The sequence below is a fragment of the Spirulina sp. CCY15215 genome (assembly GCF_016888125.1).
GTDB lineage: Bacteria > Cyanobacteriota > Cyanobacteriia > Cyanobacteriales > Spirulinaceae > CCY15215.
The window spans coordinates 1-24,984 of sequence record NZ_JACSWA010000519.1; the positions used below are offsets into that span (position 1 = coordinate 1).

At 40.3% G+C, this 24,984-nt stretch carries 23 protein-coding genes; 5 read left to right on the top strand and 18 right to left on the bottom strand.

Annotated elements, in window-relative coordinates:
• Positions 1-111: 111 nt before the first annotated feature.
• On the bottom strand, positions 112-357 hold the full coding sequence (locus tag JUI58_RS17585) for a hypothetical protein (protein WP_204105106.1): 246 nt from the start codon (positions 355-357) through the stop codon (positions 112-114).
• 26 nt (positions 358-383) lie between these two features.
• The gene (locus JUI58_RS17590; RefSeq protein ID WP_204105107.1) at positions 384-857 is read right to left on the bottom strand and encodes a CYTH domain-containing protein; all 474 of its coding nucleotides are present in this window, start codon (positions 855-857) and stop codon (positions 384-386) included.
• Between the two features lie 197 nt (positions 858-1,054).
• Between JUI58_RS17590 and JUI58_RS17595 the strand changes: the two genes are divergently transcribed.
• The 4 genes from JUI58_RS17595 to JUI58_RS17610 all read left to right on the top strand — a co-directional run bounded on the left by JUI58_RS17595 (position 1,055) and on the right by JUI58_RS17610 (position 5,710).
• Positions 1,055-1,477 carry a KGK domain-containing protein gene (locus JUI58_RS17595; RefSeq protein WP_204105108.1) on the top strand — a complete coding sequence of 141 codons (423 nt, stop codon included), beginning with the start codon at positions 1,055-1,057 and terminating at the stop codon, positions 1,475-1,477.
• A gap of 368 nt (positions 1,478-1,845) precedes the next feature.
• The gene (locus JUI58_RS17600) at positions 1,846-2,877 is read left to right on the top strand and encodes a septal ring lytic transglycosylase RlpA family protein (RefSeq protein ID WP_204105109.1); all 1,032 of its coding nucleotides are present in this window, start codon (positions 1,846-1,848) and stop codon (positions 2,875-2,877) included.
• Positions 2,878-2,943: 66 nt separating this feature from the next.
• Positions 2,944-4,464: a bifunctional pantoate--beta-alanine ligase/(d)CMP kinase gene (locus tag JUI58_RS17605; RefSeq protein WP_204105110.1), complete on the top strand. Its 1,521-nt coding sequence runs from the start codon at positions 2,944-2,946 to the stop codon at positions 4,462-4,464.
• Between the two features lie 304 nt (positions 4,465-4,768).
• On the top strand, positions 4,769-5,710 hold the full coding sequence (locus tag JUI58_RS17610; protein WP_348539917.1) for a polysaccharide deacetylase family protein: 942 nt from the start codon (positions 4,769-4,771) through the stop codon (positions 5,708-5,710).
• 73 nt (positions 5,711-5,783) lie between these two features.
• On the opposite strand, the gene JUI58_RS17615 is transcribed toward JUI58_RS17610, so the two are convergent.
• From JUI58_RS17615 to JUI58_RS17690, 16 genes are all read right to left on the bottom strand, one after another.
• Complete coding sequence (locus JUI58_RS17615; RefSeq protein ID WP_204105111.1) at positions 5,784-7,124, bottom strand: nucleotide sugar dehydrogenase; 1,341 nt, start codon at positions 7,122-7,124, stop codon at positions 5,784-5,786.
• An 18-nt stretch (positions 7,125-7,142) separates the two neighbouring features.
• Positions 7,143-8,174 carry an MraY family glycosyltransferase gene (locus tag JUI58_RS17620; protein WP_204105112.1) on the bottom strand — a complete coding sequence of 344 codons (1,032 nt, stop codon included), beginning with the start codon at positions 8,172-8,174 and terminating at the stop codon, positions 7,143-7,145.
• A 54-nt stretch (positions 8,175-8,228) separates the two neighbouring features.
• Positions 8,229-9,413 carry a glycosyltransferase gene (locus JUI58_RS17625; RefSeq protein WP_204105113.1) on the bottom strand — a complete coding sequence of 395 codons (1,185 nt, stop codon included), beginning with the start codon at positions 9,411-9,413 and terminating at the stop codon, positions 8,229-8,231.
• Positions 9,414-9,448: 35 nt separating this feature from the next.
• Positions 9,449-10,012, bottom strand: coding sequence for a Uma2 family endonuclease (locus JUI58_RS17630; protein WP_204105114.1), 564 nt, complete (start codon positions 10,010-10,012; stop codon positions 9,449-9,451).
• 70 nt (positions 10,013-10,082) lie between these two features.
• The gene (locus JUI58_RS17635; protein WP_204105115.1) at positions 10,083-11,483 is read right to left on the bottom strand and encodes a glycosyltransferase; all 1,401 of its coding nucleotides are present in this window, start codon (positions 11,481-11,483) and stop codon (positions 10,083-10,085) included.
• Between the two features lie 188 nt (positions 11,484-11,671).
• A complete protein-coding gene (locus JUI58_RS17640; protein ID WP_204105116.1) occupies positions 11,672-13,555 on the bottom strand; it encodes a hypothetical protein in 1,884 nt (627 codons plus the stop codon).
• Positions 13,556-13,678: 123 nt separating this feature from the next.
• Complete coding sequence (locus tag JUI58_RS17645) at positions 13,679-14,500, bottom strand: glycosyltransferase family 2 protein (RefSeq protein WP_348539918.1); 822 nt, start codon at positions 14,498-14,500, stop codon at positions 13,679-13,681.
• Between the two features lie 56 nt (positions 14,501-14,556).
• A complete protein-coding gene (locus JUI58_RS17650) occupies positions 14,557-16,731 on the bottom strand; it encodes a YfhO family protein (protein WP_204105117.1) in 2,175 nt (724 codons plus the stop codon).
• Positions 16,732-16,765: 34 nt separating this feature from the next.
• Positions 16,766-18,289 (bottom strand): bifunctional glycosyltransferase/class I SAM-dependent methyltransferase, encoded by a 1,524-nt coding sequence (locus JUI58_RS17655; RefSeq protein ID WP_204105118.1) that lies wholly within the window; start codon positions 18,287-18,289, stop codon positions 16,766-16,768.
• A 2-nt stretch (positions 18,290-18,291) separates the two neighbouring features.
• Complete coding sequence (locus JUI58_RS17660; RefSeq protein WP_204105119.1) at positions 18,292-19,224, bottom strand: NAD-dependent epimerase/dehydratase family protein; 933 nt, start codon at positions 19,222-19,224, stop codon at positions 18,292-18,294.
• 36 nt (positions 19,225-19,260) lie between these two features.
• A complete protein-coding gene (locus JUI58_RS17665) occupies positions 19,261-19,986 on the bottom strand; it encodes a class I SAM-dependent methyltransferase (protein WP_204105120.1) in 726 nt (241 codons plus the stop codon).
• Between the two features lie 41 nt (positions 19,987-20,027).
• A complete protein-coding gene (gene asnB, locus JUI58_RS17670) occupies positions 20,028-21,974 on the bottom strand; it encodes an asparagine synthase (glutamine-hydrolyzing) (RefSeq protein ID WP_204105121.1) in 1,947 nt (648 codons plus the stop codon).
• A gap of 31 nt (positions 21,975-22,005) precedes the next feature.
• Positions 22,006-22,455, bottom strand: a complete 450-nt coding sequence (locus JUI58_RS17675; protein ID WP_204105122.1) for a DUF3782 domain-containing protein — start codon at positions 22,453-22,455, stop codon at positions 22,006-22,008.
• Positions 22,445-22,678, bottom strand: coding sequence for a hypothetical protein (locus JUI58_RS17680; protein ID WP_204105123.1), 234 nt, complete (start codon positions 22,676-22,678; stop codon positions 22,445-22,447). Before JUI58_RS17680 ends, JUI58_RS17675 begins: the two co-directional genes overlap by 11 nt.
• A 14-nt stretch (positions 22,679-22,692) precedes the next feature.
• Positions 22,693-23,283, bottom strand: coding sequence for a Uma2 family endonuclease (locus JUI58_RS17685; RefSeq protein ID WP_204105124.1), 591 nt, complete (start codon positions 23,281-23,283; stop codon positions 22,693-22,695).
• A 79-nt stretch (positions 23,284-23,362) separates the two neighbouring features.
• Positions 23,363-24,481: a glycosyltransferase gene (locus JUI58_RS17690; protein ID WP_204105125.1), complete on the bottom strand. Its 1,119-nt coding sequence runs from the start codon at positions 24,479-24,481 to the stop codon at positions 23,363-23,365.
• 58 nt (positions 24,482-24,539) lie between these two features.
• On the opposite strand from JUI58_RS17690, the gene JUI58_RS17695 reads away from it, so the two are divergent.
• Positions 24,540-24,984 (top strand): Uma2 family endonuclease (locus JUI58_RS17695; protein WP_204105126.1); only part of this gene is annotated, 445 nt, incomplete at its 3' end.

Here is a 24,984-nt window from a genome sequence, read left to right on the forward strand (position 1 = left end):
AGTCGGATGCTTCGCGATTTCCTTTGTTGGTCTCGCTAACCCTACCCAAATCAAAGATTATGGGTAGGGACTGCGCTCGACATTTTGTTCAAATGAAGATTGATTATATTTTTAGGTAAACTCTACAATACCCGAACTGGAGTTAGGATCATAGTTTCCTTTGTAACTTGTCCAAATTTGATATCCTGGTAGGACGATCGCAATTCCAAATTGGCTGTGAAGAGTTCCGGGATAGCGATAAGGTTCGTCATCGGGTTCTTCTCCTCCCAAAACCAGTCCCCAAGAACCCCACCAGAGATAAAAGCCCGGAATTAGTAGATCCATGCTGTAAGTAATTTTTCGTAAAGTTGGATTCATTTCTGGTTTGTCCTAACAATAGTGGTTTAGCGATCGCGCCAATGAGTGTAAGGCGATCGCGCTAAATTGGAATTAAAATAGCGGGGATCTCGAGAAACTTCCTGACCGATCCATTCTGGAAGCAAGATCGCCTGATTTTCATTCTCTAATTCTACTTCAGCCAAAATCAAACCCTGATTTTCTCCGGTAAATTCGTCTACTTCCCAGACTAAATTGCCGATCGCGATTCTATAACGTATTTTCTCAATGAAAGGGCGATCGCACAATTCCTCAAGCATTTCTGACGCTTCTGAGACGGGAATGGGATATTCAAACTCCTTGCGGGAGATTCCCTTAGTTTTCCCCTTAATCGTCAAATAAGCGCGATCGCCTGCAATCCGCACTCGCACCGTACAGTCTGGGGAAGTGGGAAAATAACCTTGGCGATAGGAAATCCCTGTCCCCAGCGATCGCCATTCCTCCCCCCGTACTAAAAATTTACGCTCAATTTCCTGTCCCATTGGTAATTTTCCCAAATATCTTACCCTCGATTTTACCCTTGAAATCTGCCGCGATCGCCGATAGATAAGGATAAATCCCAACAATTTGCCCAATTTACCTCTAGTGGGAGAAATTTTCAGTCCGGGTTATGGTAGAGGAAAGTCAAAGAAGGTTAAATCCTTCAAGTTCTCTAGGAAGATCAAAAAAAGGAGTCATCATGGGAAAAAACAGTCTTCAGGAGGGATTCGATGATAATGATGTTATTGCGTTTGGTGATGATGCGTTTAAAATCGGCAAATTCAAACAAGCTCTACAAAAATGTTTCGGTTATGATTTTGGCTATGGATTGCTGGGACTATTAGGCAATCAAGGCATCAAAATAGATAAAAACCAAGTCAGTCCAGAAGGCGAACAATCGGACTTTCTCAAGTGGTTTAATGAAGGAGTCGAGTGCGAAATCCTCAGAACTGATGCCAAAGGCTGGCGCAATGCCAAAGTTAAGATTAAAGTTTCTGTTGAATTTGTGGTTGAAGAGTCCCCCCCTGCCCCTCGAGAACAAACTTCTCCCCTCGATAGTTTCAGCGATCTCGACGTGGATGAAAGTGATGCTACGGTAATTATGTATGGCGATCGCTCTTGAGTAGTTTAGTCCTTAAAATACGATACTTGAGTTTCAACATTTTCTTGAGGCCGTTATATCTTTTGTTTAGCGATCGCAGAATCTAAAATCTTTCGGTAGTCATATTTGCTTATCCTTTACGCCAAAGAAATTCAAAATTCTTAACAAAAATTTATAAAGAAAGGCGGTTCGATCGCATGGCCGAGGGGAATTTCAGCAATTTTGCCGTCCCAATTGAGCAGAAACGCGATCGCCCACCAGGGATCCGCAAAGTAAAACTTCGTGTTAGTCTGTTGCAGTTCTTAATAATGAGTCACGACATCAGGGGCCAAATCGAGTTCGACGACTATTACATTAACGACCAGCAACTAAAAGCGAACTAAAAGCGTATGAATTACAAACTGTTGGGTAGCTCCATTGCTACCGTACTCATTGCCACTTCTGGTGCGGCCATCGCTAACACGACAGAAGTAACGGAAACCCAAAGCGCAGAAATTAGAGATATTTCTTCTCTCCACGAGCCAACACAGCAAAATAGCCAAGAAAACCCAGAGGAGGTTGTCGCTGCACCCGATACCAATTCTTTAGAAACCAACATTCCTAGCCGTGCAATTACCAGCATTTATCCCCATTTAAAAGACGAAACCCCCGCCGCAACCCTCTACGTCCATCGTCTTCCTCTCATCACTTTCTTGGAAACCGCCAAGGAAGAGTCAGCAGAAAGTAATAAATCTCTCACTGAAGATATTGGTGTGGTGACACCTGCTCAAATTCGTGAAGGCCTCGTTTCTAGCGTCGTCGAATCTGAAGAAGATCCCCTCTGGCGAGCCACCTTAGCCGCCGAAAAAATCGATCGCCTCAGTCCGGAAGATGCAGCCAAGATTACCGCCACTTGGAATGCAGAACGGAAAACCTATGTTGTTCACGTTGGCGAGACAGAATTATTTACCGTGGATGACACGGCAATTCTGCTCAACAGCACCAAAAATTGGGAGCGAGACACTTTGCAAATTGTGAATAAATTACGGCGTTTGACCGGAGGAGCGCCTTCATTGGCGATCGCGGATATCGAAACCCGTCCTCGCTCTATCGCTTATGCTGCTCCAACGAGCAATTATAGCGTGCGATCGGAACAACAAGGCATGGCTTCTTGGTATGGCGGTTATTTCCACGGACGGCGCAGTGCCAGTGGAGAGCGCTACAACCAAAACGATTTGACGGCGGCGCATAAAACTTTACCTTTCGGTACGCGAGTTCAAGTCACCAATTTGAATAATGGTCGCAGCGTCACCGTGCGGATCAACGATCGCGGACCCTTCGTTCGTGGCCGCATCATTGACCTGTCCCGTGCTGCAGCAAGTTCTATTGGGATGCTGGGAAGCGGTGTTGCTCCCGTTAAAGTCGAAATCTTAGGTCAATAAATGACAGGTGATTATCGATTATCAATTACTATGGTTCATTAATAATTGATAATCGCTAATTGTAAAGTGCATCTGTTTCAGACAATTGTTGGCTTGAGAGCCTATTTGGGTCGCTATTGGCGAAAACGAGCCATTGGCTTCGTTCCGACAATGGGCGCATTACATCAGGGGCATCAGCGCTTGCTGGAAATGGCTCGCGAGGACAATGATATTGTTGTGGCGAGTATTTTTGTGAATCCCCTTCAATTTGCCCCCACCGAGGATTTAGACCAGTATCCTCGCACTTTGGAAGCCGATCGCCAACTGTGCGATCGCCTTGGAATTGATGCAGTTTTTGCCCCTTCTGTAACGGAAATGGGAACATCAGGAGAGATCGGGGAAAACCTGACTAGAGTTTTACCTCCTGCCTCAATGATGTCGGGGTTGTGCGGCGCATCTAGACCTGGACATTTTCTCGGAGTTGCCACTATTGTTGTTAAATTGTTACAGATCGTGCAACCGACCCGAGCCTATTTTGGTGAGAAGGACGCTCAACAACTGGCAATTATTCGGCGTTTAGTGAAAGATTTATGCCTTCCAGTTGAGATTCGCCCCTGTGCCATCGCCCGGGAAAACTCTGGTTTAGCCTATAGTTCCCGCAATCAATATTTAAGTCCCAGCCAACGACAACAAGCGACGGTATTGTTTCGCAGTTTGCAAAAGGCACGAGAGTCCTTTCAATCTGGAGAAGTGCAAGGGCAAATTTTACTTGATATTATTACTCGAGAACTAGCAGGAGAAAACAATGTTCGCGTTGAGTATGTGGAATGTGTTCACCCCATGACATTAGAACCCTTAAAAATGATTAAAGAATCAGGACTATTAGCGATCGCCGCCCGAGTGGGGGAAACCCGTCTGATTGATAATGTTATTTTGCGCCAGCGCCAACCCATTATCGCCATTGATGGACCGGCGGGTGTGGGTAAATCCACTGCTGCTAAACGCATTGCCCGTCAATTGGGGCATATTTATCTCGATACGGGAGCCATGTATCGCGCCCTTACTTGGCTGGTTTTAGAGGCAGGGGTTTCTGTGGAAGACGAAGCGGCGATCGCCGAACTAGCAGCGCGATCGTCCATTCAATTCCTGCAACCCGAGGGGGAGGATAATCAAAAAGTTTATATTAATGACCAAGATGTGACCGAGATTATTCGCTCTCCCGAAGTGACGGCCAATGTCTCCGCCGTCGCCAAACATCCCGCCGTCCGTCACCATTTGGTCGAACAACAGCGCCATTGGGGAGAAAAAGGTGGTTTGGTAGCGGAAGGTCGCGATATCGGCACTCATGTATTTCCCGATGCTGAAGTGAAAATCTTTTTAACCGCTTCCGTGTCAGAACGTGCTAGAAGGCGCTTGCAGGACTTGAAAGACCGAGGTTATGGTTTAGTCTTTCAGGAAGAACTAGAAGCGCAAATTCGTGAACGCGATCGCCTCGATAGCACCCGTAAAATGGCTCCCCTTCGCCAAGCCTCCGATGCGATCGAAGTCCAAACCGACGGGTTAACCATCGAACAGGTGATTCAAGAAATTTTGCAATGCTGTCCTTGAAAAGGGGACGGTTTTGCCAACACCTCTTTTTCCCTCTGATAGTTTTAATAAATTTTAAGAATACTGGAGAATATTCCGGATATCATTTGGATGTGGTGCAAAAAGATTGTAGAGTCAGCCAGTCAAATCTTAAAAGTTACAAGTTAAAATAATATTGTTCCTTTTCGATCGGGCTTTAATGAAGATAAGACTTATAATTGCTTCAGATCGACTGGCTTGAACTCGAACATAAAATCGTATCACGAGAAAACAACACTAAAGTTTTCTTTTCTGCCGCAACCTATCTTTTGGGAAAACTGAAGGCGTGAGCACACACAAGCTGAATTCCGATAACAACAACAATTTAGTTAAACAGCAACGTCCCACCCTCAAACATCAATTTTTCAAGCATAAATTGGGTGTTGCGTTGGGCGCGGCTACTTTAAGTTTTATGGCCGGCTTAAGCATTCCTGCGGGACGCGCCGCCAACGAATACGTTGCCAATAGCGCTTCCTCTCAGCTTGACGGACTTAGCCTCGGCTTGGGACAGTTACCGAGTTTGGCAACAAAAAACATTACAGAAATGGGACGAGTGGAGAAACTCACTGATTTTCCTCTCCCCAAACAGTTTCAGGGCAAAACCATTACAGATGTCAAATTGCAGGGCGATCGTAAAGTCATTGCCTTGACCTTTGATGATGGTCCTTCAGAAAAATTCACCAATAACATTTTATATATTCTCGATTATCACAATATCAAAGCAACATTTTTTTTGTTAGGGAGAAATGTGCGAGAATATCCCCAAAAAACAAAACAGATTCACCTTAAAGGTCACGCCCTCGCTAATCATAGTTGGAGTCATCCCTATGCTATGCAATCTCCTGCAGGGGCCGCAGCACAAATTGAGAATACTTCCGCGTGGATCGAGAAAACTACAGGAGTGAAAAGCAAATTATTTCGACCTCCCGGTGGCTATCTTCATAATGGTATGGCTAGTTATGCAGCGAAACAAGGTCAGACGGTGGTAATGTGGTCGGCTGACTCTAAAGACTATTATGAATCTAGTCAAGGCATTACCAGACGCATTTTAAGTGAAGCAAGTCCTGGGGGAATTATTTTACTGCACGACGGTGGCGGCGATCGCACCAAGACTGTTTCTGCTTTACCCCAAATTATTGCCAAATTAAAAGAACAAGGGTACGAATTTGTAACAGTTCCCGAATTATTGGAATTAAAGGAACAAGAAACAATCCAAGCTGGAGGCTGAACAAGAAAATTTAACAGAGAATTTTCTGAGTTTAAAAAGTAGGAAGGATATATTCTTCCTGCTTTTTGGTTTTTTATAAACTCCAATAAGAAATTGTTTGGGGTAGAATTTCGGGGGCGATCGCCGATTTTACATCCATAAACACCCCTTGAGAATGTAAAAGAGTGAGGAGTTTTTCCGGAGGAAGAGACAAGTAAAATTGATGGGGAACCGCGAGAATAATTGCATCTAATGTTAACAAGTCTTCCCAATTGACTAAAGAAATATCGTACTCTGCTTTTGTGGCTTCGCGATCGGCATGGGGATCGTGGACGAGGGGAGAAATACCAAATTGCCATAGTTCAGTAACAATATCGGGAACGCGACTGTTGCGAAGATCGGACACATTTTCTTTAAAAGTAATGCCGAGAATCCCAACTTTAGCATCACGAATGGGACGATTAGCAGCAACCAAAAGTTTAATTAATCGTTGCGCTAAAAACGTTCCCATGCCGTCATTAATTCGCCGTCCCGCTAAGATAACTTGGGGGTGATAGCCCAATTCTTCCGCTTTTGTAGTGAGATAATAGGGGTCTACGCCGATACAATGCCCCCCGACTAAACCAGGGCTAAAGGGAAGAAAATTCCATTTAGTTCTGGCCGCAGCAAGAACATCAGAAGTGCGAATATCTAGGCGATCGAAAATAATCGCCAGTTCGTTCATTAGGGCAATATTAATATCTCGTTGAATATTCTCAATCACTTTAGCTGCTTCTGCAACTTTAATGGAAGGGGCGCAATAAACGCCTGCCTCGATAATGGCACCGTAAATTTCAGCAATGCGATCGCAAGTTTCTGTATCTTCTCCCGAGACAACTTTAACAATCTTCTCTAAAGTATGATTTTTATCCCCTGGATTAATGCGTTCTGGGGAATATCCCAATTTAAAATCTCGACCTTGCTGCAATCCTGAAACTTGCGCCAAAATCGACCCGCAAATTTCTTCCGTTACCCCAGGATAAACCGTTGATTCATAGACAATAATATCGCCTATTTTGAGTATTTTACTGAGGGTTTGGGAGGCTTTAATTAAAGGCGTTAAATCCGGTTGGTGATTTTTGTCAACAGGAGTGGGTACAGCAACAATATAAAAATTACTTGCAGCGATATCCTTGAGATTGTCAGTGATTTTGAGGGTAGTTTGCTTTAAGGTTTGGCGATCGCTTTCTCCTGTACTATCTACCCCTGCATTTAATTCATCGACACGCCGACTATTAATATCAAAGCCAACAGTATTGGCAAATTTTCTTGCAAAAGCTAAAGCAACAGGTAGACCAACATATCCCAATCCAAGTACAGCAATTTTAGTTATAGGTTGCTTGCTTCGATCGCAATCGAGGGGTTGATTATTGGTAATTGTTGTTTTGTTAATCATGGTGTGCTGATAAATTATTTACCGTCTCTGGGGTTGTCCCGTATCGGAAAGATCGACCTGTTCTAAGATGAAAAGTGCCGTTAATCCGGCTAAAATGACGATCGCAGTAAGGATATAGGTTAACACCGTGTTATGAACTAGGGCAATCAGCAAGGTAACAGTACCGCAAACACCACTGGCTAAATAAATTGCCCCAACAGACTGACGGACTCCCAATCCCATTTTCCGCAAGCGATGAGAAACATGATCCTTCCCTCCATCGGTAAGGCGCAAACCGCGACGTAAGCGAGAAATACTAACGAGAGTGGTGTCAAAAATAGGAACAGCAAGGACAAGTATAGGAATCATCCATGTTCTCAACACGAGATCGCTGGGAAATCGCAGTTGGATACCCAAAGCAGCCAAAAGAAAACCCAATAAAAGACTCCCCGTATCTCCCATAAAAATCGTCGCAGGATGCCAATTGAAGCGCAAAAATCCCAAAGTCGCCCCCAAAAGTGCTGCCGAGACTGCTGCAATAATCACTTGACCCTGAGAAACAGCAAGAAGGGTGAAAAAGAAACAGGCGATCGCAGCCACACCAGCCGAAAGACCGTCCATATTGTCCAATAAGTTTTGGGCGTTACAAATTCCCACGACCCAAAATACGGTAATAGCAATGTCTAAACTATAGATTCCCGTGACTTGTGCGTAAATTCCCCCAGCAATTAATGCCCCCGCAGCCAAGATTTGGGCAATGAGTTTGGGTAAAGGCTTCATGCCCCGTAGGTCGTCGTAAAGTCCGATAATAGTGATGAGGGTGGCACCAGCTAGGACTGCACTACTTTGCTGCAAAATTGTTTGAGAGTTGGTGATCCAGAAGGCGATCACAAAACCCGCATAAATGCCCACTCCACCCAGTAAGGGAATGGGGGTTGCATGAACTTTCCCTTGTCCTGGTCGATCCAACCAATGAAAGTGCAAGGCTGCACTTCTAATGACATAAGTTCCAGTGAGAGAAATAAGACAAGACAGGAGAACAGTAAGGGTTAAAGTTAAATTTACCTTCACGATATTTTTTTCACTTAACAGTAAACAGTCAACTCCATCCGAGTCATGGGATTACTAGAAAATTTTGCTATTTTTGACTTTTAACAGTTTTTCATAAAGTTGGGCAATATCCCCAATTAATCGCTGAGAAGTATAAGTTTTCAGAACATATTCTCGGGCATTGACGGCGAGGCTATGGGTTTTGTCTGGATTTTGCCACAGGTCGAGAATCCCTTGGGCGAGGGCTTGGGAGTCTCTTGGAGAAACCATTCTCCCTCTATCTTGGCTGACTAAATCGGGAACTCCCCCAACTTGGGTGGCAATAACGGGACATCCTGTGGCCATTGCTTCGATGAGGGAGGCGGGGGTTCCTTCGTTATCAGAGGAAATAATAACAGCATCGAGATCGGCGTAAATTTGGGGTAGATATTGCTGCCAGCCGGTAAAAATAACGGCTTCAGCGATACCAAGTTCTCGGGTTTGGGTTTCGAGGTGCGATCGCAGTTCCCCATCGCCAATGAGGGCAAGATAAATTGTCGGGTCACTTTGACGGGCGATCGCAGTTGCTTCGAGAAGCAAGGGAATATTTTTGATGGGGACGAGGCGACCAACGGCGGCGATGAGTTTACCTTCAGAAGGGATACCAATAGAGGTACGAAAATGTCCTGAATGGCGTTTCTGTGCGGCAAATAGAGACAGATCGAAGCCGAGGGGTACGATTTCGATTTTATCGAGGGGGGCGACTCCATAGGCGGCTATTTCCTCTTTGAGGCGATCGCTGATGGTGATAATGCGATCGCTGAGTATCGCGCAGAATTTTTCGAGGATAATAAATAGTTTGGTTTTCAGGGGGCTGAAGTAGCCGTGGAAAACATGGCCGTGAAAGGTATGCAGGATGATGGGAACTCCTGCTAATTTCGCCGCAATGCGTCCCACCAGTCCGGCTTTAGCGGTGTGAGTATGGACGATATGCGGGCGATATCGGCGCATGAGGTGATAGAGTTTCCAAAGTACGAATAGGTCATTTTTAAGGGCAATTTCGCGTCCGAGTTCGGGAATAATTTCTATCTCTAATTTATGAGTTTCTACTAAATCTTTCATGCTGCCTTCGCTTACTCCTTCAATGCCCGTGACGAGGAGATTTTGATAATGCGAGTTATCTAAACTAGAATTCAATAAAACCACATGACGCGCCGGACCGCCGACATTGAGACGGGCGATAATTCGCATGACGCGGATTTTGTCGGAGGAAGAAGGCATAAAAAAAGTTCGATCGGGAGATTGTTTGTATCTGGCTAAATTCCTATTTTGAGCCAGTTAAACACTTGATTTACAGTAAGTTCTAATGTCATTCCATCTAGGATTGGTAGGATATCATCCTCCCGCGCAAGTAAGGGGGGGCGATCGCGGAAAAACACCAAAATGCTGAGGTCATCTGGGTCGATAAACCAACCCAACTGACTTCCATATTCCAGACAATATAAAATATTGCCAATAACTTTATTGCTTCTCTGTTCTGGAAAAAGAATTTCAATTGTCCAATCTGGGGGTATTGTAAAGCGATCGGGAACTTGTCCGTCTGGAAGAAAGGGAATCTGTTGCCATCGGAAAACAGCAATATCCGAAACAAGGGAACGATTCCCAAAACTGCACCGCAATTCGGGAAAAGCGTAGGCAATTTTAGCAGTTTTGGTAACTTGATTAATTGCATTACAGACTTCATACTGTAAACAACTATGTCTTCCTTTAGGCATGGGTTTGACAGCAATTTCTCCCTCAATGAACTCTTGTGCGGGTTTAGTCTCCGGTAATTGAAGGAATTGTTGTAAGGAGAGAGTTTTAGTAGCAGCAATAGTCATTACGAAAATTAGGCATTATTATTAAGACTATAACAAAATTTACCTTTAATCACTGTTAGGCGATCGCTCTCTAAATAAACTTCATTTTCTGTGCTGCATAAAGACACATCTTCAGTAAAACAATACCTTCTTTAAAATGCTGAATATTAGAACTACCATAAGTCCTTGGAACGTATCTGACAGGAATATCTGTGATTTTTAATCCTAATTTAGCTGCCCCAAAAAGCAGATCGAAATCCCCAAAAGGATCGAAATCTCCAAAATAGTCACGATTTGCAGCAAGACGCAGATAATTTTCTCGGGAAATTGCCTTTGTTCCGCAGAGAGAATCTTTTATTTTTGTATTTAATAAATAGGAAAGCAACCAAGCAAAAAAGCGATTTGCCATGCGGTTTAACCAAGGCATTTCTTTTTTAGGAATGGGATATACTAATCGACACCCATTGGCCATTTCCCCTTGACCCGATGCGACAGCTTTAAAGAAATAAACTAAATCTATGGGTCTAACTGTTAGATCTGAGTCTAATATAATTAAAACATCTCCAGTTGCCATTGAAAAACCCAGACGCACGGCATCTCCTTTCCCTTTTCCCGTTTGCTGACAAATTTTAATATCCCATTCTCGATCGTATTTTTCTTTAATACGCTGAATTTCTTCCCATGTATTATCCTTTGAATGACCTTCAATAAAAATGATTTCGGTATGTTTGCCAAGTCGAGGCATTTCAACAATACAACGTTCGATATTTCCAGCTTCATTGCGTGCGGGAATAATCACAGAACAGGTTTTTTCTTGGATATTGCGATCAATTTCTGCATTATTGATTTGCGGTCTAGCAATAATGTATTCTGTTAAACAAAGTCGATTAAAAACAGGGAGAGGGGCGAGAACTCGATTGCAAAACCAAGAAACGAGAGGGAAAAATTTAGGAAATAGCAATCGTTTGCCATAGGAAATAGTTTCAAATCCTTCCAAATGGAGTAAATTGTCAATATCTTCTCGATTGAGCCAGTTGAGGGGTGGAAGAGGCATTCGTTGGCCGATCGCCGTGGCAAATTTAAGAATAGGTTCCCAAGCTGGATTGTGAAAAGTAACAATAAAACGACTCCTAGGATTACAAGATTTTTGGATATTATAAAAGGCTTTTTGAATATTTTCTATATAGCTTGAAGTATTAGCCATTAGCACATAGTCAAAAATTTCTTGAGGAAGAAAACTTTCGATATCTTCAAATTGAAACTCTAGGTGAGGATATTTTTTTTGAGCATTTTCTATCGCCAGAGAATTGATATCAATACCTAAACTTGATTGAGGTTTAACAGCATCAAGGAGACTGCCTAAACCCGATCCAACTTCTAATACTTTGGAGTGAGGCTCAACCCAAAACTGATATAAACTTTCTATATCTTTGTAATAATAAAGATTGCGCTTTCTCCATTTTTCCAGAGAATGAGTTTGAGTAAGTTTCATAATGAGATTAGAACGGAATAATTGAAATGAATGCTTTAATATTTTATACGCAAAGCGAAAACTCAGGGAAATTCATGAAAGTTAAACGAACCCTCTTCTGTCAAATCTGGTTGAAACGTTGATTTTCCGTTGGTTGTGATGGCGTAAATTCGTTGAAATCTCCCAGAGTGACAGAAGCAGGTTATGTTTCATAAATCTCCAACTTTTTCAATTGACTCCACGTAAAATCCTCCATAAGGTTGCAAGGGCGATTTATCTTCGACTGAACCACATATAGCCATAATTCCATTGCGATCGCTCAAAAGTTCAGAATTGGCAAATAGCCAAACGTGTCGCTTAGTTTTTAAATCTATCCCATTATGGGAAATTACAGAATGGGAAATAATATCCTGATTTGTTAGTTCCTCTGCAATTTCAGGATAGCCTGTAGCAAATTCTGCCATTCCTTTTTTAAAATCACTAATACGAATTTTGGGAATATAAGAGTGTGAAAAATCATCATTCACCAATTCAATCAACGAACCAGAGTTGAGTGCTAAGTAAATAGGTTCGGTACTATTTGGGCAAGTTATCTCAGAAAAGTTAGCAGGTTTACTTAATAGTTTTGTTGTAATTGGTGCAAATACACTAAACAAAGCAAAAGAAATACCAAAAAATAGTAAAGGATCGAATCTAAGAGGAAAATTTCGAGCGAAATTTTCTCTTTTTTGATTTAATTCAAATCCAAGTATACAAGTTGGTAACGTTGCCGAAATCGGTATAGTTGCTGCATAGGCTCGCATAGAGTCAGCATCCCAAGGTGGAACGAAAGGAACTGATAAAAGGATGCCAAAACTTAGAGCAATCATTAGAGAACTTTCTGGTCGTTTGAATTGACAAAAGCAGGTGCAGAAACCAAGAAGACTTACAAAATAAAAAAACCGACGAATTCTCTCAGTTGTTAGAGGATGAAATTTAACATTTATAAAACTAAAAGCCCCCAATTGATTGGGATCGAAATATAATTGCCATGCTTTGATAGAACCTTGAATAATGCCCCAAGGATTCTTCCAAAATGCCTCAAACGCTAAGGCGTACATTTGATTCTCTTGGACTCCAGGATTATCCTTCAGAATTTGCGTCCAATCTTGACCACCAGAAACTAATCCATAAAGAGTGTGAGCAAAATTTGAAAAAGTAGCTCCCGATGGATCTCCTATTGTTTTAAATAAAAGTTGGTTTAAGAAAAAACCCAAGAAAATAGCACCCAGACTCCCTAGTAAAAAAGACATGGAAGGACGATTTCCTTTGCGAAAAAACCACATTCCCCAAAGAACGACTGCTGGCAATACAAAAAAAGCTCCTGCACGAGCATTTAAAGCAAGAGTCATTACAAAAATTCCAAGACAACAATATAATTTATACTGTTGTAGCACTCCACGCCAAAGAATAGTAAATCCTAGTACTCCTAAAGGAAACCCCAAGTTTTCAGTCAAAGTTGTTCCAGCAAAACGCCTGTAAAATGTGAAAAGAACTACGATAACAAATAGACCACCTATAGCGCCATAACTTTTCTTAATTTCGCGAGATAGAAAAAAACACGAAAGAGCGCTAACTGCGACAAAGATTGCAAATGTTATCTGTAGATTCTGTTGTGTTAGCCCCAATATTACAGCCAGCACGCCAGTAAATAAAGGTCTTCTTGACGAAAACGGTTGAACGCGATCTCCTTCCAACAAACGTCTTGCATCACCATAGTAACCACTTGCATCACTCCAAGGCAATAATCCCCCAATAATACTCCCATCACTGATTGAGTTACTCCAAACTCCCGATAGAGGAAGTGCAAAAAGAACCAAGGTTAAACTTAGAGAAAGTGTGATTCCTATCCAACCTTTTTTTTGATAGGCAAAATATAGTAAAAAACAGATAGGAATAATAACAATAAAAAAACCATAGCGAGCATTGAATCCAATCGCTTGAGGTATGGGAATCCATAAAACCAATAGGTAAATTATAATGGAAATCAAGAAACTAGCCATTGGGGGCACTATTTTCTTTATAGTGTTTTGCGAAAAGATAGATCGAGACATTGCTTTAGTTTCAATGTACTTTTTTGATATGATTCAAGAGATATGATTCAAGATATGATGGCTGTTTAGGAAAGAATCTAACACTAATACCACTTATCGTACTCTAATCATATCATGCTAGGTTCATTTAGAAAGAAAATCTTTTTGGAAAGATTTTTTCTGATTCACAAAAAGATTGTAATAAAAAATCAAAAAAATTGCTCTTACCCCATCCATAAGACCAATTTTTTTGCCTTCTTCATAGGTTCTACCATAATAGCTTATAGGAACTTCATAGACACGACAATTTAGCTTAGCAATTTTAGCTGTTACTTCTACTTCAAAACCAAATCCCCAAGAGTGAATGATCATATTTTTTATGATTTCTGAACGAAAGGCTTTGTATCCTGTTTCAATATCTGTCATGTTCATATTTGTAAATAAATTGCTTAAAAATGTCAGAAACTTGTTTGCTAGAAAATGGTAGTAATAAAGAACTCTCGATGCTTTCTTGACCATAAATCGAGAACCATAAACAACATCCGCTTTCCCTTCTAAAATTGGTTCTATAACTGAGGGAATTTCATTAGAATCATATTCTAAATCTGCATCCTGAACAATAATAATATCTCCGGTAGCATTTGCAAACCCTGTTTTCACTGCACCACCTTTGCCTCGATTTTTATCATGTCTAATAGAAATGAATTTGGTTTTATTCTCACTGTTATCCAAAAATTGTTTGATCTGATTTGGAGTATCATCCTGGCTGCAATCGTCAATAATTATAACCTCTAATTGTATTAAATCAATGCAATCAATGCTAAGAGACTCTAGTTTTTGAAGTGTTAATTCAATTGTTTCTTGTTCATTATAAACGGGAATAACAATACTTAATAGTTTGCATTCTTGAGAAGGATGACTTAATTGAAATGGTTTTTGTTTGGTTCTATTTGAAAAAATAAACACGGTTTCAGTAATTCTGGTTTTATAATAGTATGGATTACGTCTAAAAATTATTTTTATCAAAAGAAAAATAATTTTGGTCGATAAGTAAAAATAATTTCGTGCCGACCAGATTTAATAGGTACAGATTTAAACGTTGCAAATAATAATTCAATTGGTGTTTGTTTTTCATCTATACTTGCTTCCCAATCTTTATCCCAATTATCGATAAAACTCAGATAGCCTTTTTGAGTAATACTGACATCTAAAACTAACTTGTTGCCTGTATAAGAAATAACTCGAGCAAAGTTTTTATATTTTTCTGCATCTTCAAGGAAATCATGAATGCTAGCATGATTGATAGATTCTGAGAAATATATTTTCTGTCCATCTACTATTCCCAGTATTTTTTTTCTCTCTTCGGGTTCATTTTCTGAAAACTTAAAAAACTGATTATAACGCTTGAAAAACCAATCTCCTACCGTACCTGCGTTAAATTGTGGAAAGAGAGAAATGAAAGTATGTTCGGTTCGCGGGATGCTAAAAGACTTTAAGTTAGCAGCAGGAATATTAAATTCTTGGTGAGATGGAACATCGAATAGTTGAACATAATCAAACGAAGTTTTCCCATCATTGGCTCGAATTCCCCACATTTTTGCTCCAACTCCCCTAGTATCTAGGGTTGTCAAAATAATACATACTAGACAGACTATGGTTAAGACTTTCTGAGAAAAGAGCCATTTTCTAGAATTCCACAAGATATAAGCCAACAGTAAAAATGCTAATGCACCATATACAACAAAATATATATCTTGGGATGCAACGTGTCCATAGTGTAGAAGCCAATAACCATGACTATCGTATATTTTATTGAGATAAAAGTAAAGCTGAGTAATTAAAATAGCAGAATAACTAGCGATTAGAATAAAGATATTTTTCCATCGGTGGGTCTTAATTTTATCTTTGAGAATTACATCTTCTAAATATTGATAAGAAATAGCCAATAAAATTGATAGCATAGGAACTAGAATAATATTCATCCGCGACCAAGCGCGAAGACTAGAGAATAAGGGCAGATATTCCCAGAGTAAGCGGAATAGCCAAGATTTTCCACCATAGGTAATGTAGCTAATAATTACAAGGTAAACAATAAAATAGAGTTTGACATCAACTCCTAAATACCAAATTTCCTGAATACTTGCTCGATCGCTTTTTGTTTCTTCTGAATTTATTGTGATTTTACGATTATAAACTGATCTACTAACAAAGCTAAAAATGTATAACAAGATCAACAGAACACTCAAAATCCCAAAATAGTACCAACCTTCTGTAAGAGAAGTTGGTGGAAAAATGAGAGATCCTAAAGTATCTTGAAAAGAGAAAGAAAGACTCATTGAAAAATCAATATTTTTCCCATCTCGCTGGCTTATATCTTGTAATAACTTGCTTACATTGTATAAGTAAGGCAGGCAAATCAAGCTAGAAATACCAAAAGAACCTGTTAGGAATAATAATGTGTATATTGGTTTCTGCGTTTTCTCTTTCTGGAAGAATTTGGTGCTGAGATCGGGAATCAGGAAAATGATAAAGTAAGCACCAAATAGAAATACAGAATAGAATATATAATAAGGGTATCCTGCAGCGAGCAAACAGATTGTAAAAAAGATTAATGCAAAGCTATAGCGAAAAGATTCACGAGTTGATTGACTGAAAATAATTTTTGTGACGGCAAAAAGAATCCAAGGATACCAAGCTGCGGTATGTACTGCATTAGGAAATCTAAGAATTTCAGCAACTTTAAAGCTAACTGACATTATTAGTGTTGCAAATAAAATTGCCCTTAGATTTAATCTGAATTGCTTAAGCCAGAAAAATAATCCTAATGCAAAGATTGAGATTCCTAAAACTGTAAAAAGTTGATGATCGAAACGGGTATATCCACCGGCTAGTTTATAAAAAATTGCTAGGGGTAAATTGAGAGGATAAAATGCAGCTGCAAATGGATTTGAGTAAAATGGATATCCACCTCCTTCTGATGGAGACCATAACGGAAAACTAAAGTGAACGAGATGATCGAGAAGATAAGCCTTGTAATTGTAGTAGAGTATATCGAAGTCATTGCCAATAGGGAAATATTTACCTCCTATAGGAATAACTTGTCGAAAAAAGTAAAGGATCGGCCAACAAAATACAATGCTGGGAATGAGATAATCGATCGCGATTTTTTTTGATTTCAATGAATATAATAGTTTCATTTTGTTTGTTATTTTAATCAAAATCTAAGGGTTGCTAGTCAGTTTTACAGTCATTTTTCACTTTTTTGCTTCGTGCCACGAAAACACATTGATATCCAAGCAATTCTGGCATTAAAGCTGTAAAAAAGACAAGAATTCGATTTAGAATAACCATCAGCCAATGTTTGGCAGGTAAACCTAAAACTAATTCAATTGGCATAACAGTCATCATTTCTCTAATGATATCATAATTATTTTTCTTCAGCAATTTTCGAGCTGTCTTTCGAGTATAAAACCGATAATGGGTTTTATCTAGAATACCTCTTTCTCTGTATGTCCAATTGCCAAGCAGTAAAGATAATCTCACGGTAATATTGGCGACATTAGGAACTGATACGCATAGCAGTCCTTGTTCTTTTAGAAGACTGTGACAATCTCTTAGTAACGGGTTAGCAAATCGTAAATGTTCTAGTACGTCTTGGAGTAAAACGCGGTCAAATTGACAATCTCCGATCTCACAATATATCGGTTGTAAGCCTTGTTCCAAATCAGTGCTAATATATTTCTCAAAGATTGATTCATGTATTGGGTGTTCAACGTGATCGATTCCTGTAACAGAGTTTTTACTAGCAATGAGAGAGGCAAAGAAACCTTCACCACACCCTATATCTAAAATTCTATTTTTTGAACCTGCTAATTGACTGAAGAAGTAATGGCTAGAATATTTACTTGTCTTGATAGGATAGTTTACAAAATACTCCTCATATTCGTGACAACGATGCGTTGAATTAATTGTCTTTTTGTAGCGGAGTACCGATCTGAACACATCATTTGCGTATTTCATCCCATTTACATGGCATATCTCGTCGCCATAGTAAGTGGGAATGGGAACTTCTTTGATTTTAAATCCTTGATGATGGAGTTTGATAATTATTTCTGTATCAAAGTGAAAGTCATCAGTCATATTGTACAAATTTATTTGTTTCAAACAATGTAGATTATATGCTCTATATCCACTATGGAATTCTGTCAAATTCATGTCGAGAGTCCAGTTTTCAAAAGTTGTCAGAATTCGATTGCCAACATACTTATAAAGTGGCATTCCTCCTTTCATAGCTCCACCATAATCGGACATCATGCGAGAGCCAAATACTGCGTCAGCTTCACCCCTCACGATTGGTTGATAAAGATGAGAAAGGATTTCTGGGGCATACTGACCATCACCATGTAGTAAAACAACAACATCAAAATTTTTGTCAATTAGGTATTGATATCCCAATTTTTGATTACCGCCATATCCTAGATTTTTTTGATTCCGAAAAACTTCTAAGTGCTTAATTTTAGAAGTTAATTTGTATCCAAAAGCAAGTTCGTATGTATTGTCTTGACTTGCATCATCAAAAACAACAACTTCTTCAACATTTTCCCAAACTTCAGTTGGAATTCGTTTTAAAACTTTGACTAAGGTTGTTACAGCATTGTAGGCAACAATCAGAATACCAATTCTTTTTTTTTTGCTAGCTGATATTTCAGTAGAGAACTGTGTGGACGGGTGTGAAAATTTATTTATACTTGTCATGGCTATACCTCTAATGATTTGTCACATAATTGTTTCAAATTCAATTCCCAATCAAGTTCCCAGTTAAATTCAAGGTACAGGCTCATTTTTTCTATATTAGCTAGAGAATTGTCAATGTCTCCCGATCGCGATGACATAAACTGAATATTTTCTTGCCAATGAGGATAGCATGGCTTGAGTTTTTCGATTAACTCAAGTAAAGAAACCGATCGCCCACTTCCCACATTCACCATTAATTCTCGCGTGTTAGGCAAGGGAAGGGTTAACGCTTGGGAGAAGGCAACAGCAACGTCGCGAACACTAATAAAATCGCGGGTTTGCGAACCGTCTCCATAAATTGTAATGGGAGTATTATTTTTCATTGCTTCGAGGAATTTAGAAATCACTCCTGAATAGGGAGAACTTGGGTCTTGGCGATCGCCAAAGACATTAAATAACCGCAAGGCCACAAAAGTCAACCCATATTCCCTAGTAAATAATTGTCCGTACTGTTCGCTCACTAATTTTTGCAAACCATAGGGAGAAATAGGTTTTGTCGGATGATCTTCTGTGATCGGTAAAGTTTCCGGCATTCCATAAACTGCGGCAGAACTGGCAAAAACTAAACGAGGACATTGTAGTTTATGGCACAATTGAATTGCGGCCAGAGTTGCGGATAAATTATTATTGTGAGTCGCTAGAGGATCGATCCAAGAACTTTCCACAGAAGGAGTGGCCGCAAGATGAGCAATTCCATCAACGGGGAGATTAAAATCCTCAACAGTACAATCGAGAATATTTTTCTGCACGAGAGTTAACTGAGAATGCTCGGGTAAATTATCGTGTTTTCCCGTGCTGAAATTATCTAACACTGTCACACGATCGCCATTAGCTAAAAGCTGTTCGGTGACATGAGAGCCAATGAAACCGGATCCTCCCGTGACAATAAAGTGCATTTTACTCTTTTACATCAGATTGGTATCAAGTTAACACTAATTTTGCTTTTGTAAAACCACTAAAATTCTAAAGGCCAAGAGAGCGCTTAAAAAAGATAATCTTTCCTCTAAGTTTAGAATCCATTTTAATTGATTTAGTGGTATTAGTGATGATTTGTCAAAACCTCCACTTAAAGGATAAGCAAAAAATGCCATTCTTCTATGATAAATTTTCACAAGATGGGGGTATTTATTTTGAAATGCTTTAAATTGACGCTCAAACAAAATCGTGGCAAACGCTTGATTGGCATCAAAGGGTTGGCGAAGGGGAGATTGTTCGACCCAAGCAAGTGGATCTTGTTTAAAATTAACAGGTTCTGGATGAATAAAATGATAAATCCACCAAGATATTGGGGAAATATAGGGTTCCATGAGAATCAACTTACCTCCTGACCGGAGAACTCGTAATGCTTCATTGAAAAACAGGCTAACATTTTCAATGTGATGCAAAACATCAAAAAGAACGATGTTATCGAAGCTACAATCTTCAAACGGCAAACTTTGAGCATCTGCAACAACATCAATCCAAGGCAAGGGGATTATATCGGAGGAGACAACATTGGAAGCAAATTCCTTAAAGTTACCGCTTCCACCACCCAATTCTAATGTATCCCCTAGAACTAATTGTGCGGCCATTTCTCGATACCAACGCGTATAAAGTTCGCGAATAATCGGCTTTTTTTTCCAAATATCTCGATGTTTGCGGAGAATTTCTTCAGACATAGGAATTTATCTTTTCGTTTTTGAAGTTGCTCTGTTTCCGATCAAAAATTCTGTTCTAACCACGCTTGAAACATGAGAACATCCCAAAGATAGTATTGCCAATTGTGACTTTCTGACAAGTGTTCTTGCCATTTTTGGCGGATGGGTTGGGGGTGAAAGTAGCCCTCTTGTCGCAAACGGCCTTCATCGAGGAGATTTTCAGCCCAGTCTCGCAATTCTCCCCGCAACCAGCGATCGATGGGAATCCCAAACCCCATTTTCGGACGTTCAAAGAGTTTCGCGGGGACGTATTGGGCGAGAATTTGCCGGAGAATCCATTTTCCCTGTCCTTCCTCGGGGGCTTTCCAAGCCAGGGGAAGACTCCAAGCAAATTCGATAACCCGATGGTCGAGAAAGGGAATGCGGGTTTCTAAACTGACTCCCATTGCAGCGCGATCGACTTTGACGAGTATATCCCCCGGTAAGTAGGTTAACGCATCCAAGTACATCATTTTCTCGAAAAAATTGGCAAGATTTGCCCAGAGTGCGGGAGTATTGAGGACAGTTTCTGGCTCGATCGCGTCGATAACAATTTCCTCGGGTTGTTGCCAGTGGGAGACGAAACTGCGATAAATGGCTTCTGGACTCTCTAAACTCAAAACATCGGCGACTCGGTGAAGTTTTGTCCCAATTTGGCGCTGTTGGAAGGGGTCAGGAAGGAACGTTTTTAAGGGTTGTAAGATTTGATCCCAGGCTTGGGGCGATCGCGCTTTTAAAACCGATGCGAGGGCTTTTTTCAGGGGAGAAAATCGCGTACTTTCCCCAAAACGTTGCCCCATGAAATAACGGGTATAGCCCCCAAAAAGCTCGTCTCCTGCATCTCCCGATAAACTCACCGTCACCTGCTGCCGTGCTAATTGTGCCACGAGAAAGGTGGGAATTTGGGAGGAGTCGGAGAAGGGTTCATCGTAAAGGGTTGGCAGTTTAGGCACGATCGCCAAGGCATCTTGAGGGGTAACGTAAAGTTCGGTATGGTCGGTGCCTAAACGTTGAGCAACGGCTTTGGCATATTTGGCCTCGTTATATTCTTCCTCGTGAAAGCCAATGCTAAAGGTTTTCACGGGTTGAGAACTTTGCGCCTGCATCAAGGCCACAATCAGAGAAGAGTCGATCCCTCCGGATAAAAAGGCTCCCAAGGGAACATCGGCGACCATTTGTTGGGCGATCGCATCTCGCAGCAGGATATCGAGTTGCGCGATCGCCTCCCGTTTGTTCCCGGAAAAGGGGTTTGCTGCCCCATATTCCGCCACGTTTTGCAATGACCAGTAGGGAATCGGTTCGGGACGTTCTTCCCCCTGTTTGAGGCTCAAAAGCGTTCCGGGAGGCAGTTTATAAATATTTTTGTAAATAGAATGGGGCGCATTAATGTAATTGTGACGCAGAAGAAGGGCGAGGGCGTTGCGATCGATTTCTCCGCACCAGTCGGGATGAATTTTTAAAGATTTTAATTCCGATCCAAAGAGGAAAGTTTTCCCCATCCAGCCGTAATAGAGGGGTTTTTCCCCCATGCGATCGCGGCACAAATGCAAAACCTTCTCTTGACGATCCCAAAGGGCAAAGGCGAACATTCCGATAAAGCGTTTAACTACCCCTTCTATTCCCCACTGACAAAAACTTGCCAGCATCACCTCCGTATCAGAATGCCCTCGAAAATGGTGTCCGAGTTGTGCGAGTTCTTTGCGTAGTGTTAAAAAGTTGTAGATTTCCCCATTGAAAATGATGACGTAGCGATCGCCTCTCGAAAGCATGGGTTGATGTCCTTCTGGGGAGAGATCGAGGATGGAGAGTCGGCGATGTCCTAAAGCAATTCCCGCATTTTCATCCACCCAACTCCCCCCAGCATCGGGCCCGCGATGGAAGAGTCGGAAGGACATTTTTTCGACAATTTCTTGTAGGCGATCGGGTGAATTATCTCCCGATAAGTTCCAAAACCCAGTAATTCCACACATTAGGAGTAAGTTATAGATATTGGCATAAGCATTATGACACTACTACATCTCTAGCACAGTGATATATTTCAATGCCCAATTTCTGACTAATTTCTTGCCCTTTAGGATATACAACGGCGGAGATTATTATTTTTCGATTTACGGTTTGATGATAGCGTTTTTCGTAGAATCTAACTTTTCCATCAAACATATAAACACTAACTTTGTCTACCCATGCTTGCATTTCCCAAATAATCAACAAATTATTTTTGATAATGATATCTAATTCAATTTGTTCCGGTAGTCCAAAGACTTCACCTATTTCATCGTATTCTGTAATGCTCACATTTTCAACATCAAAAGATTCTGCTAAGATTTCTTTGAGTGCTTGATGACAATTTTCTTCCACTTCTAAATCGAATGTTAGGTACAAAGCTATAAGATTACTATCATCATAATCGCGGCGGATGTTTTTGATTTCTTTTAATTGATTATACGACAAAATCTGGATTAAAATTTGGATTCTGAGTTTTTTTACGATGTAATTCCTGATAGATTTCTCTCCAAATTGCATGAGTCCCTTTTAAATTATCTCCCCAAAACCCAGAGTAAAAAAATGGTAAAGGAGAATTATTTTTTTGAAATTCTTCTTTAATTAAATCTGGTAAAGAACCAGCATATTGTACTGTTTTTGTATTGACACCGTGAAGAAGAAATACAAGCATATTGACTATCTTTATCACCAAATTTTTTCCAGCTTTAAAACAAACCCCGATAAAAGAGGATCGCCTTTAACCATTGTAGGCGATTCCAAACATTCCACTGCAACTTGCGGACGATAGACATAAACTCGGCGATTTTGGCGATCGATTAACCAACCTAAAGATGCTCCATTTTCGATATATTCTTCCATCTTCTCCTGTAACGGTTTAAGGTTATCACTAGGAGAGCGCAATTCAACGACAAAATCAGGACATAAGGGAGCAAATTTTCGGCGTTGTTCTAAGGGAATTGTTTGCCAGTTTTCTAACTTTACCCAAGCCGCATCTGGCGATCGCGCTGCACCATTGGGAAGAGTAAAACCCGCAGAAGAATCAAAATCAATTCCCGTTCCATCTTCATCGCACCAATTGCCTAATTGTTGAGTCAGTTTAGCATTATAATGTCCTGTTTCGCTTCCTACAGGCGACATAACAAGCAATTCTCCTTTAGCATTCCGTTCAATACGATAGTTACAATTAATTTGACAGAATTCAAAAAACTGTTCGTCTGTCATTTCAAAAGCAGGACGAGTTTGTAGAATTAATGGGGTATTTTCGAGAGTAAGCATTGTTTTCAGATAATAATAATTCAGAAGATCGCTTGTTGGTATTTCTAGTAATAGAATAGCTCTAGAAATTGACCTCATCTCATTTTTGATACAATTTTTCGTATTTTTGTACAGCTATCTCTAAAGAAAAAGATTTTTCAATCCTTTCTCTAGCGAGTTGTCCTAAATTAATCCTCTCTTCATCTCCAAGATTGAGTAATTCTTTCCATGCTTGTGCTAATGCTGCTGAATTTTTTGGCGGAACAATTTTTCCTGTATTACTAACTAATTTAGCACAGTCTCCTACATCAGTCACAACACAAGGAACACTACAAGACATCGCTTCAGCAATAACATTAGGTAATGCTTCCGTAAAAGATGATGATGTGGCAATATCTAAAGCAGCCATAATCTTAGGAATATCATCTCGTTGTCCTAAAAGATGAACTCTGTCAGTTAAGTTTAATTTTTCGATGAGTTGAGTTAAAGTTAGATTGGCGCGATCGCATCCCTGACCGCAGAGCAGAAAATGAAGATCGCGATCGCCTTGATTCTGCAATAATAAAGCCGCAGCTTGTAAGAAATTTTGATGATCTTTTTGGGGATGAAAACGTGCGATCGCGCCAATCAATAAACTATTTTCTGATAATCCTAATTCTTTTCGTATGCTTTTTCTTGCATTAGGAGAAGGCACAAAAAGAGAGGTATCGATACCATTAGGAATTACCAAACTTTTTTTGCGATTATAACCTACATCTAAATGCTGCAAATAACTGGTTTGAGAAACAAAAATAATTTGACTGATAAAGTGAGAAAGTAAACTAGAAATTAACGCGATCGCGGTGGTTCTTTTCTTTTCGTATTCGAGGGAATATAAAGAATTATGGATGCACCAAATACAGGGTCTATGGTAAAATAAAGTTGTAAATATTGCCGCTAAATTGGCATGATACATCCACCCTTGAATAATATCAGGTTGAATCTGACGCACGAGCTTTAAAAGTGTAGCGATCGCCTTCAATGAAGGTGATTTCGGGTTTAAGTTGAGAGTATGCACGGGAATATCAAGATCGGCAATGCGATCGCCTAAAGAACCCCGATCCATGAGAGAAATAACAGTAGGTTGGAAAGAATGGCGATCGCAGCGAGAGAGCAGTCGATACAGCATCATTTCTGCTCCTCCCATATCCAGATCGGTAATAATATGTAAAATCTTCACTCTGAGAAATTAAATATAGATGACAAGTTATAATAGAGTTAAACATTGGAAATAGAAAATGGTTGTTACTCGTCCCCTTGCACAAACATTAACTTTAGAAGAATTCTTGCAACTTCCCGAAACCCAACCTGCGAGTGAATATATTAAAGGAAGAATCATTCAAAAACCTATGCCTCAAGGAAAACATAGCCGCATTCAAAGTCGCTTGTGTTCAGAAATCAATCAACTTAGCGAGCCTCAAAAACTGGCTTTAGCATTGACTGAAATTCGCTGTACATTTGGAGATCGCTCTGTCGTCCCCGATATTGCTATTTTTCAATGGGAAAGAATCCCACTAGATAAGAATAATGAAATTATCAATCGATTTACAACTTACCCCGATTGGATCGTTGAAATTTTATCACCCGAGCAATCTGCAAACCAAGTTATCGGGAAAATTGTCTTTTGTTTGCAGCATGGTTCTCAGTTAGGATGGCTTGTTGAACCGCAAGATCGCTCGGTTA